Below are 11,739 nucleotides of genomic sequence, written 5' to 3' on the forward strand. Positions count from 1 at the left end.
AAGAAGGAAATAGTCTAACCAAAACGGTTAACCCATAAAAAGAAGTAAAAACGGCTTCTTGTATTAAGTATGCCCAAAAAAGGGAAAAACAGCTTGGGACTTGACAGTTTTGTTCATATCAGCGGAATGAGGATTACATAACACGGTCAAAATAGGCATTTTTAAGGAAATAACGGAATGAGGATCCGTCAATTCCATGGACACTAGCCCGTCTAGTAAATAATTTCAAGTAAATATTTGGTGCTTTAATTAAATAAGTGATATTAAAAAATGGCTTGGAGAAACATCCAAGCCATTTTTATTGTGAATTTTAACGGTGCAAATTATGTGATAATAGTTGAAAATTACTTGAGAATCACTGTTTTGCATCTCGATGTGAGCCCGTTCAGAATTCAGCTGAACGTTTTTGTTTTTATTTATACTTACAGAACTTATTTTTTTAATAAATAAAAAGTTAAAAAAATTAAGCAAAAGGAGTGGAAATTTATTTCGGAACCCGTTATATTAGATATTGCGTATAAACAACAGGGGGAGGGAACACATTGGATACTTTTAAAAAGTTAAAGCATTTTTATTGGCCATACAGAAGGTTTTTCTTTACTTCATTAGTTTTCTTATTATTTGTGGCTGCTATTACTGTTGTATACCCAATAATATTGCAAATAACGATTGATGAAGTAATGAGAGCGGGCAGGTATTCACTGATACCTTATATTTCAGTTGCATTTTTCCTAATAATGGTTATTAAAGGATTTTCAACTTACTATCATCAATATCTTGGAGAATTCTTTGGAATCAGATCTGTTTATGTAATCAGGGAAGCATTATATGAAAAGCTTCAAGTACTATCGTTCAGATATTATGATAATGCAAAGACAGGAGATCTAATGTCTCGGCTAATCGCAGATGTTGAGATGTTTCGTTTTTTCCTTTCGTTTGGATTTTCAGAATTAATTAGAATCATATTACTTATCCTGTTCAGTTTAAGTGTTATGTTCTACTATTCTATTCCACTTGCATTGGTAACGATGGCTGCTATGCCGCTTTTGGCAATAGTAGTATTCCAGTTTGATAAACGTGTACATCCGGCATTTAGAGGGATTAGAAAATCGTTCGGTCGTTTGAATACGCGTGTCCAGGAAAATATTAGTGGTATGAATACAGTTAAATCTTTATCCAGGGAGAACTTTGAAATAGGGAGATTTTCCAGCAGTAATGACAACTATAAGCAGAACTTTTTAACTACTGCAAAAATATGGGCAAAGTTTATGCCGCTTATGGAATTCATTGGAAATGTATGTGCGGTTGCATTGTTAGCATTTGGTGGTTATCTGGTTATTAATAATCAGTTGGCACTCGGAGAATTAGTAGCATTTTTTAGCCTTGTTTGGTATATATTAGGACCACTTATGAATTTGGGATTTGTCATTAATCAGTTTTCTCAAGCTAAAGCTTCTGGTGAACGTTTATTGGAGATATTAGAAGCAGAAGAAGACATTGTCGAGAAGGATGATGCGATAGATACACCAATCAACGGCCATGTAACATTTAATAATGTAACTTTAACGTATACAAAAGACGATGATACAGCACTTAAAAATATCACATTTGATGCACCTCCAGGAAAAGTAGTTGGTCTTGTTGGTTCTACAGGTTCTGGTAAAACGAGTATCACACAGTTAATCACACGCTTTTATGAACCGGAAAAAGGTGACGTGCTGGTTGATAACCGTCCTGTCGATAATTATAAGATTAAGACGCTGCGAAAACATATAGGTTTTGTTTTACAGGAGTCTTTCTTATTCTCAACTTCAATTAGAGAGAATATCGCCTACGGTTCACCTGATGTATCGGATGAACAAATAATTGACGCGGCCAAAAGGGCACAAGCGCATGATTTTATAATGGAGATGCCAGAGGGATATGGAACGATGCTTGGTGAACGAGGAATGGGCTTGTCGGGTGGTCAGAAACAGCGTATAGCTATTGCTCGGGCAATTTGCATCAATCCTAGTATATTGGTACTCGATGATGCAACATCTGCAGTAGATATGGAGACTGAATTCAAAATCCAGAAAGCACTAAAAGAAGTGATGAAGGGCAGAACCACCTTTATCATTGCACATCGGATTTCATCTCTGAAACACGCTGATGAAATTCTGGTACTTGAACATGGTGAAATAGTCGAACGTGGTCCCCATGAAACCTTAGTGAAAAATAATGGACCGTACCAGCGAGTTTACGATATTCAGTACCAGGATCGTGAAGCAATAATGAATACTGCAACATAAAAGGGGGGACATAAAATGGCAAAAGAAAAAAAGGTACCAAAAGAAAATCGTCATCTGAAGCGTTTCTATTATACAGTCGATCAGGCAGTCGAAAAGCCGTTTAACTGGCAGCAAATGTGGCGTTTACTTGGTTATTTAAAACCATATTCAAAAACATATTTACCTGGTGCTATGATAGCGATGCTTGTTTCTACCGCAGTACGCTTATTAGTACCAATATTAATCGGTAAGGTTGCAATTGATGTAGCGATAGCCAATGAGGATCCAACGATGCTTACCTATCTTGTTATCGGAATTGGGGTACTATACCTCATAAGCTATGTTGGCAATGTTTACAGGATAAAGTGGGTTAATATATTAGGGCAGAATGTTATATATGATATACGACAGCATTTATTTTCCCATGTTCAGCGGCTTTCACACCGATTTTTCGATTCACGCTCAGCAGGGTCAATATTGGTTAGGATTATGAATGACATTAACTCGTTGCAAGAGTTGTTTACAAATGGAATTATTAATCTGCTGATGGATGTTGTAACGCTAACAGGAATGATTGTAATTCTGTTTGCATTAAGTCCTAAGCTGGCACTTGCGGTTATTGTTATTCTGCCAATTATGTTTTATATTTCAACGAAGCTTCGCCGGAAAATCCGCCGTTCATGGCAGGATGTACGTATTCAGCAATCCCGCTTGAATTCTCACTTGAATGAAAGTATTCAAGGTGTTCGTATAACACAATCTTTTTCACAGGAAAAAGAGAACGCAGAATTCTTTGATGGGATAAATACTGATAACTTTGAGAGTTGGCGTGTTGCTACGAAAAAAAGTGCCATGTTCCGTCCGTTTGTGGAAATGAGTAATGCGATTGGAACAATTATTTTGATTGCTTATGGTTCCCACCTAATTTTATTGGGAGAGGCTGATGGTGGAATTAAAATTGGTACCTTTGTAACGTTTGCCTTAATTTTGGGGATGTTTTGGGAGCCGATTTCCAGATTAGGCCAAATGTATAATCAGCTTTTAATGGCGATGTCTGCTTCAGAGCGTATTTTTGAATTTCTGGATGAAAAGCCAAATGTTAAAGAAAAAGAAGATAGTATTGAATTGACGGACATGAAAGGCCGAATTGAATTTGACCGGGTTCAATTTTCTTACGATAACGACCGTATCGCACTGCATGAGATTTCATTAGATATTAAACAAGGCCAAAATATTGCATTAGTGGGACATACAGGAAGCGGTAAGTCTACTATAGCTAATTTAATTAGCCGTTTTTATGACCCAACGCAGGGGACTGTTAAAGTTGATGGACACGATTTACGAGACGTGAAGCTGGACAGCTTGCGTCAGCAAATCAGTGTAGTCTTACAGGATACCTTCATCTTCTCAGGAACGATTATGGAAAATATTCGATTTGGTCAACCTGAGGCATCGGATAAAGCAGTAATCGAAGCTGCAAAGGTCGTTGGTGCTGATGAGTTTATCCAGCGGCTTGCATACGGGTATGAAACAGAAGTAGAGGAAAGGGGAAATATATTATCAGCAGGTGAGCGGCAATTGCTATCATTTGCTAGGGCACTTCTTGCTGATCCGAGAATATTAATTCTGGATGAAGCAACAGCTAGTATTGATACGGAAACAGAAATGAAAATTCAGGAAGCTCTTCAACGATTATTGAAGGGAAGGACTGCAATCATTATTGCCCATCGCTTATCGACAATCAGAGAATCTGATAACATTTTTGTTTTGGAAAATGGAAAAGTACTTGAGAATGGCAGTCATGATGAGTTAATGAAGCAGGAAGGGGAATACTTTGATCTTGTGAAATCACAATTTCAAATGCTCGATGCAATTTAACAAAAGCAACTTCTCAATTGAGAAGTTGCTTTTTAACTTTGGCTGTTTATAAGAGTTGTTGTCGGTGTGTGACTATGTCTATAGACTGCGAATCAACGTGGAAAAATGGCTGTCTGCTGTGACATCGCTATGGAAATACATTACGCTTTCTGCGGGCAACGCTTCAGCTTCCTCGGAAGCAAAAACCGCTTCCTGCGTGATCTTCAGCTGTTGCTTCGACGAACAGGACGTTCTAGTACCGGCGTCGGTCACAGGACGTGACCGGTTTCGGCCGGTGACCTGTAGGAGTTCTCCATCTATACTTTACACCTCAATTCAATACAATAGTAATGTTAAATCCAATCCCTTTCATAGCAGTAACGTAAAAATGCTCTATAGTTCTGATTCTTACATAGCAGTTGCTGGTTTTGCATCTATCATTTAACACATAGCCAATAGTGATTTCTTCGGTACCCGTGTTACCACTTAAACAATAAGGTACGAATGCCAAGCTTACAATCCACAAAACTCACGATAAGCGCATGATTTAAAGCAATTCTTTCTCGATCTCTTTCATTTTATACAAGTATCCTTTTTGCTGCATTAATTCATTAAATGTGCCGGATTCTATTATAGTTCCGTGTTCCATCACAATAATTTGATCCATATCTTCCAAGTTTGTTAAGCGATGACTGATGAGAACAAGGGTATCATTCTTAGCTTGTTCGAAAAGGTTCTCGTAAATGGATTGTTCTGTAATTGCATCTAAAGACGATGTGGGTTCATCCAGTAACCATAGATGTCCATCTTTCAGCATTGCTCTGGCGATTGCAAGTCGCTGCTTCTCTCCGCCAGAAAGATTTTCCCCTTTTTCATATACTTGATCTTCTAAGGAGAAGTTATCAAGCATTACAGATACTAAAGTAGCTTTCATTTCTGTGTCAGTCAATCCATCTTTAGCAAGCTGCAGGTTAGAGCGTATTGTACCGAAGAAAAAATGATTTTCCTGTAGAACAACTTTAGCATTTTTCCAAATTGCCTGCTGGCTTATTTGATTGATAGAGACGCCATTTAAATAAATATCCCCTTGATTCGTTGGACTGATTTTTAGCAGCAATTGTAATAATGTTGATTTACCAGAACCACTTGGTCCAACAATTGCGGTCTTTGAACATGCAGGCAGCTTTAAATTAATATTTTCCAAGTTTGGCCTGGCTTCTTCCGGAAATGAAAAAGTAACATCAGTCATTTCGATGGAAAGAGGGTTGTTTTGCTGTAATTGCTCTGCATTATTTTGTTTCACTTCGGTGTTATTATCCCAGTCAACGACGGAAAACAGGCGTGTTGCTGCCTGTTTACTGTCTTGTATATGGATAGGGAAAACTGCCATCGGTGAAGCGTCCTCAAAAACGGTAAGGGAAATCATGATAAGCATCGCTAAGAAGATACCATCCAATTGACCGTCTACGACTAAAAAGGACCCTAATGCTAGTACCAGCCAGGATATAAACAGCGCTATAAATGTGTTCATGGATTGACTATACAGTGTGTTGGTGTTTTCACGTTCCTGCGCTCTAATATAAGTGTCAGACGATTGCAATAGATTTTCTTCCTTCTCATGAAGCTTCTGGTATATCTTTAAATCACGAAAGCCGTGAAGAAATTCGGTAACTTCTGTTGTTAAATTTCCTCTTCCTTCCCGTACATGACTGTCAATCTTCGCTTGCCGCACAGCAAACAAAGTTGGAACGACAAAAGCTGTTAATAGGAGACCTATCAGTAATACAAGTGCTACATAAATGGAAACGAATGACGTGAATAAGATCGTACATAGAAAGACGATAACTAAAACAATCGGTGGGTAAAAAACCCTTAAAAAGAAATTTTGCAGACTTTCGACGTCTCCAACAATCCTCGAAAGAAGGTCACCGCTGCGATATTTTTGAAAAATTCCTGGTGCCAGGGGCTCGAGTTTCTCGAAAAAAGAGACACGGAGGTTACTTAAGATCGTAAATGTTGCTCGATGAGAAAAATATCTTTCAGCATAGCGGCTTATTGCTTTCGTAAATCCAAGCAGCTTTACTGCAGATGTAAGAATAATTAGGGCATATAAAGGAGGTGCCAGTGCTGCTTTGGAAATTAAATACCCGCTGGCAGCAAAGAGGCCAACAGCAGCAATACCAGCTAGAAAGCCAAAAATAATTGAATAAAGAATGTCTTTTTTTTCAATCATCATTAACTTAACGACAAGCGCTAAATCTTTCATTGTGGATTCCCTCCTTGCTGGATAGATACCATATTACGATAGGCTGTGACAGATTCAATAAGTTCCTTATGGGTTCCCTGCGATAATAATCTTCCGTTCTCCAGGAAAAGAATTTTATCAGCGTTCTTGATCGTGTGGAGGCGGTGTGCAACCGTGATAACAGTTGAGTTTTGTGACAATTCATTTATAGAATCCTGCAGTATCTTTTCGGTGTAAAGATCTAACCCTGTTGTAGGCTCGTCAAATAGGATAATAGATGGTTTTTTCAAAAATGCCCGTGCAATGGCAACTCTTTGTTTTTCTCCACCTGACAGACCTCTACCTGCTTCACCTACTTGTGTATCATAGCCATTTTCAAGTGAATGTATCATTTTAGCGATCCCAGCTTTTTCAGCAGCTTGTTCGATTTCTGTACGTGATGCATCCGTTTTTCCGCCAATGGCAATATTTTCTGCAATAGAGCCCGAGAAAATATAAGGGTGCTGAGAAATGTAACTTAAATGATTAAACCAGTCCTGTTCTTGATAATCAGTCATCGAATTCGTATCATTTATGACTACTTCCCCTTCTGAAGGAGTTATAAGCCCTGCAATCAGATGTAAAAGGGTTGATTTTCCAGAACCAGTTTGACCAACAATCGCTAGTTGATCATAGGGTCGAATTACTGTATATATGTTAATTAATGAAAATTGACCATCTCCATAACTGTAACCCGCTCCTTGAAGTGAAATGGCTGGGGGATTATTATCTGATAACGTTTTATTTCCCCATGGAATAGTCTGTTCTGTTTCCTCTAATTCCTCTGCTACTTTATTAGCCGCCCCCATACTGCTACGGCTGTTATGAAAGCTGCTGCCTAACTCCTTAAGTGATGTATAGAACTCTGGAACCAACACTAAAATTAAAAAGGCAGTAAAGAATGATATGCTTTTATATATTATTAGTTGAATCGCTAGTTCCAGTGCTATAATTCCAATACTAAGCATGGAAATAAGCTCTAACATAAAGGAAGAGGTGAAAGCAATCTTCAATATTTCCATTGTTGCATCTCTAAAACCCAGGCTGCTTTTCCTGATAGCTTCCATTTGCTGTTTTGCCCGGCTGAATAACTTCAGAGTAGTAAGTCCTTGTAACGTATCCAGGAATTTCCCGGAAAAGGATGCAAGCTTATCTAACTGTTCTTCTGATTTCTTTTTAGTTTGTATTCCGATAATAATCATAAAGAGGGGGATAAATGGTGCAGTGATTATCATTATGATCCCGGTATTTATATGCTGTGTGAAAACTACAACTAGAATCAAAAGTGGTATAAATGCTGTTTGAATAACTTGAGGAAGGTATTGACTGAAATAGCTGTCTATTTCATCAACAGCATCCATCATGACACTTACCTTTTGTCCCGATTGTCCCTGTAATGAATTTTGTACGGGATTTCCTGAAAATTTACTTAAAAGTGTTTTTCGAAAATACGACTTGGCTTTTGCAGCCATTTGTATACCCTTACGACCGCTTATATAAGTTAGAATTGTTCTAGCTAAAAGAGTCATTAAGAGTCCTCCCAGCATAGGAAGGACGTTAGAAAATGACATTTCTTGCAGGAAAACTCCGTCGATTACTGCAACAAAGAAATACGCCTGTAAAATGATCATCGCTCCTGTCATTATGGATGAGGCAAACAGAAGTGATATGCTTTTTTTCTGCGTGAAGGCAATATCTTTTAAAGTACTCATATCGGTAAGCAGTCTCCTAACTTAGACAGGCTATTTTTTACCCTTTACATATTCAGCATTAAATAAAAACAGTCGCAATAGTAAAATGAGAGAAGGTATTAATAAACACAAACCGGCAATGAATGCTGCAATCAGGGCAATCCCCATCGATTCGTGGGTTGCACCTTCAACTATTGTAATATAAGGATCGAGAATATAAGGTAAGTGGCCAATTCCATAGCCAAAGAAGGCAAAGAAATACTGTAACATTACACTAATAAATGCCACACCATAATGCTTCCCTTGATAAATCAGCCCTATTGCCAGCATAAAGAATCCGACTGATAAGCCAAACATCCACCATAGGTCAAGCATTTTTTCGTAATGTCTCTCATTGTGCTGACTTAATGCAATAAAGGTTGTTAAACTAGCGATTATTGTCGGTACACTCCAGAATAACGCATAAGTTCTTACTAACTTTAATGCCGGGAAGTCATGTGCGCGTGCCGCATAAAATGTTAAAAATGCAGCGCTGATAAAAAGTACTGACATAATTGCCAGGAATACTACACTCCATGAGTATGGACTTGTAAATAGTTCTAAATACTTCAATGATACTTCTCCATTTTCCTCAACAATAAAGCCGCCTTCTGACAAGGTTAAAGCAGTAGATAATGAAGCAGGTATTAATAACCCTGTAGCACCATATAAAAACATATAAATATTGCTCTGTTTGGAACCATAGTTTTCAAATGCATAGAATGATCCCCGTATCGCCAGCAGTATGATTGCAATACTGCCAGGGACTAGTAAAGCAGTTCCATAATAATAAGCAGTTTCCGGGAAGAACCCAACAATACCTACAAAGAAAAAGACGAAGAAAACATTAGTTACTTCCCATACAGGAGATAAATACCTTGAAATTAATTGATTTATAATATGGTCTTTTTTCGAGATTTTGGCATAATACGCAAAGAAGCCTGCACCAAAGTCAATGGATGCCACAATTAGATAGCCATAAAGGAATAGCCATAATACGGTAATTCCAATTAGTTCATAACTCATTATTCATCACCCTTTTCTATGGATGGATACTGTTTTTCGAGTTCTTCTTCGACCGGATTGTTGCGGAAGAGTTTTCGTAATGTAACAATACACAAAGCACCCAGCACGATATATAAACCCAGGAACAAAAAGAACATTAAATCTATATAGGGGGAAGAAGTAGCTGCTTCGTCAACTGTCATGTAGCCTCGTATGATCCATGGCTGACGCCCTTCTTCCGCATAAATCCAGCCAAATTCTATCGCTAGAAAGGCTAAAGGACCACTTAACAGAAGGGACCATAAAAACCATTTATTCAGTTCATTCCATTTTTTCACCATACTAAATACTAGGTAAAGAAATGAAATTCCCAAGAGAGCCATTCCAATGGTTACCATTAAGTCAAACATATAATGGATCCAGAGTGGTGGTCTTTCTTGCTCAGGCGTTTCTTCCAGCCCTGTTACCTCAGCATTGAAATCACTATATGCAAGGAAACTTAAGAATTTAGGTATTCGAATTTCGCCTATTATTTCGTGCGCATCATTTAGCCAGCCGAACACTACCAAGTCTGCTCCTTTTTCTGTTTCAAAATGCCACTCTGCAGCAGCCAGTTTTTCCGGCTGGTGTTCGGCAAGAAATTTGGCGGAAGTGTCTCCTGTCAATAAATTTGCAGCTGCAAATATAAACATTACCGTCACAGTCAGCTTTAGCGCCTTTTTATGATAGTCTGACGCTTTTTTCTTTAAAATTACAAAAGCAGCAATAGCGGCCAGAAGTGCAGCACATGCTAGGTATGCTGAGCTTAATACATGAAAAACCTTTGATGGTGTAGCTGGGTTTAGCATAGCTGCAATTGGATTAACAGCTACAAATGAGCCGTTTTCCATGGCAAATCCTTCTGGTGTATTCATAAAGGCATTTACAGTTGTTATAAATACAGCTGAAAGTCCACCACCAATAACTATTGGTATGGATAACAACCAATGTGTAAATGGCTTTTTAAACCTATCCCAAGTGTATAAATACATTCCTAGAAATATAGCTTCAAAGAAAAAGGCAAAGACTTCCATAAAGAGCGGCAAGCTTATGACATTTCCAGCAACCTGCATGAAATTAGGCCATACTAGCGATAATTGTAACCCTATTGCCGTCCCAGTTACAACACCCACCGCAACTGTAATAACAAATCCTCGTGCCCATCGCCTGGCCATCATCTTGTAATGCGGATCATCCTTCTTAACTCCGACAAACTCTGCTATCGAAATCATCAAGGGAACTCCAACGCCAAGTGTTGCAAATATTATATGAAATCCTAATGTCATTGCGGTGATTAATCTACTCATTAAGACTGTATCAAAATCCATTTTGAAATCCTCCTTGAATAGTAAATTATATGCTAGTCACAAATTCAATACTGAGCATGTTTAATTATTAAGGATATATAAACTGATAAAAAACATCGGTTTAGTTTTCCCTATGTAAATAGTATAAAACATTTTGATATGATAAAAGCCCTTTGCCTATGACATTTAATTGACATTTTTAAATTCAAGAGTATGATTGACGTTAAAATTGTCATTAATCAATTTCACTTCATATAGTAGTGTGGTAGACTAAGTTAAAGTACGTTGAATGATGGAGGAAATAGTATGAAACGAGAATTCGCAGTAATTGGTTTAGGTCGCTTCGGCGGGAGTATTTGCCGAGAATTAAGTATGGAAGGAATGCAAGTACTCGCAGTTGACGTTGATGAAGATAAAGTAAATGAATTTAAAAATATTGCATCACATGCTGTTATTGCTGATTCTACTGACGAGGTAACGTTAAAAGAACTAGGTATTAAAAATCTTGATCATGTTATTGTCGCTATAGGTGATAATATTCAGGCAAGCATCTTAACTACTGTTGTTTTAACAGATTTGGGTATTAAGAAAATAACAGTAAAAGCTCAAAATGATTATCATGAGAAGATACTGAATAAAATTGGTGCTGATCAGGTTGTCCACCCAGAACGAGATATGGGGAAACGGATCGCGCATAACATAATCTCGAACAATATACTCGATTATCTGGAGTTATCAGATGATCATAGTATTGTTGAAGTAAAAGCTGGAGAAAAAATGCGCGGCAAAACGTTAGTTAATCTTGATATTCGTGCGAATTACGGGTGTAACGTTGTCGCAATCAAGCATGGAAAAGATATTAACGTCTCGCCAACTGCTGATGAGGTCCTGGAAGAAGAAGATATATTAATCGTTATTGGGGCAGATAAGGATATTTCCAGATTTGAGAAGCATCTCGTTATTGACTAACCCGTATCTATTGGGTAAACAGGATTACTTTTTACTATTATCGTTTTCCAACTATAAAAAGTGGCATTAAAAATTTTTTTAATGCCACTTTTTTTGCAGTTAAAAAAGTATAAATCCTTCCTTACTGCATAAGTCCAACTAAGGTTTCGCCATTAAGGCTTGCACTCCAAAGTATAAGGGGTTCTAAGAAAGCAAAGTACGCTTTCATAAGAATTCATTTAACGAATGCCTAGTTTTCTAAAATGCAGATTCGATTGTATTAGGGAAGAAGGACATAA

7 protein-coding genes are annotated in these 11,739 nt (G+C 37.7%); 3 read left to right on the forward strand and 4 right to left on the reverse strand.

Features of this window, described 5'->3' with window-relative positions; genetic code table 11:
• Positions 1-542: 542 nt before the first annotated feature.
• Both ACTWQM_RS07075 and ACTWQM_RS07080 read left to right on the forward strand, forming a co-directional pair.
• Positions 543-2,291, forward strand: coding sequence for an ABC transporter ATP-binding protein (locus tag ACTWQM_RS07075; protein ID WP_443257487.1), 1,749 nt, complete (start codon positions 543-545; stop codon positions 2,289-2,291).
• A gap of 15 nt (positions 2,292-2,306) precedes the next feature.
• A complete protein-coding gene (locus tag ACTWQM_RS07080; RefSeq protein WP_443257488.1) occupies positions 2,307-4,148 on the forward strand; it encodes an ABC transporter ATP-binding protein in 1,842 nt (613 codons plus the stop codon).
• A 526-nt stretch (positions 4,149-4,674) separates the two neighbouring features.
• Here the strand turns inward: ACTWQM_RS07080 and cydC are convergent.
• Genes cydC through ACTWQM_RS07100 form a run of 4 tightly spaced genes read right to left on the reverse strand, consistent with a single transcriptional unit; the run spans position 4,675 to position 10,513 of the window.
• The gene (cydC, locus tag ACTWQM_RS07085; protein WP_443257489.1) at positions 4,675-6,393 is read right to left on the reverse strand and encodes a thiol reductant ABC exporter subunit CydC; all 1,719 of its coding nucleotides are present in this window, start codon (positions 6,391-6,393) and stop codon (positions 4,675-4,677) included.
• Positions 6,390-8,123: a thiol reductant ABC exporter subunit CydD gene (cydD, locus tag ACTWQM_RS07090; RefSeq protein ID WP_443257490.1), complete on the reverse strand. Its 1,734-nt coding sequence runs from the start codon at positions 8,121-8,123 to the stop codon at positions 6,390-6,392. The genes cydC and cydD overlap by 4 nt, the downstream gene beginning before the upstream one ends.
• A 30-nt stretch (positions 8,124-8,153) precedes the next feature.
• Positions 8,154-9,167 (reverse strand): cytochrome d ubiquinol oxidase subunit II, encoded by a 1,014-nt coding sequence (locus ACTWQM_RS07095; RefSeq protein ID WP_443257491.1) that lies wholly within the window; start codon positions 9,165-9,167, stop codon positions 8,154-8,156.
• Complete coding sequence (locus ACTWQM_RS07100) at positions 9,167-10,513, reverse strand: cytochrome ubiquinol oxidase subunit I (RefSeq protein WP_443257492.1); 1,347 nt, start codon at positions 10,511-10,513, stop codon at positions 9,167-9,169. The genes ACTWQM_RS07095 and ACTWQM_RS07100 overlap by 1 nt, the downstream gene beginning before the upstream one ends.
• A gap of 285 nt (positions 10,514-10,798) precedes the next feature.
• Between ACTWQM_RS07100 and ACTWQM_RS07105 the strand changes: the two genes are divergently transcribed.
• The gene (locus tag ACTWQM_RS07105) at positions 10,799-11,461 is read left to right on the forward strand and encodes a potassium channel family protein (protein WP_443257493.1); all 663 of its coding nucleotides are present in this window, start codon (positions 10,799-10,801) and stop codon (positions 11,459-11,461) included.
• The last annotated feature ends 278 nt before the right edge of the window (positions 11,462-11,739 follow it).

The sequence above is a fragment of the Virgibacillus sp. L01 genome (genome assembly GCF_052246775.1).
Classification (GTDB): Bacteria; Bacillota; Bacilli; order Bacillales; family Amphibacillaceae; genus Lentibacillus.

Bases quoted from the DNA above. Each gene is read 5' to 3' on its own strand.
- ACTWQM_RS07080 (WP_443257488.1), top strand. From the start codon at position 2,307: ATGGCAAAAGAAAAAAAGGTACCAAAAGAAAATCGTCATCTGAAGCGT.
- cydC (WP_443257489.1), bottom strand. From the start codon at position 6,393: ATGAAAGATTTAGCGCTTGTCGTTAAGTTAATGATGATTGAAAAAAAA.
- cydD (WP_443257490.1), bottom strand. From the start codon at position 8,123: ATGAGTACTTTAAAAGATATTGCCTTCACGCAGAAAAAAAGCATATCA.
- ACTWQM_RS07095 (WP_443257491.1), bottom strand. From the start codon at position 9,167: ATGAGTTATGAACTAATTGGAATTACCGTATTATGGCTATTCCTTTAT.
- ACTWQM_RS07100 (WP_443257492.1), bottom strand. From the start codon at position 10,513: ATGGATTTTGATACAGTCTTAATGAGTAGATTAATCACCGCAATGACA.
- ACTWQM_RS07105 (WP_443257493.1), top strand. From the start codon at position 10,799: ATGAAACGAGAATTCGCAGTAATTGGTTTAGGTCGCTTCGGCGGGAGT.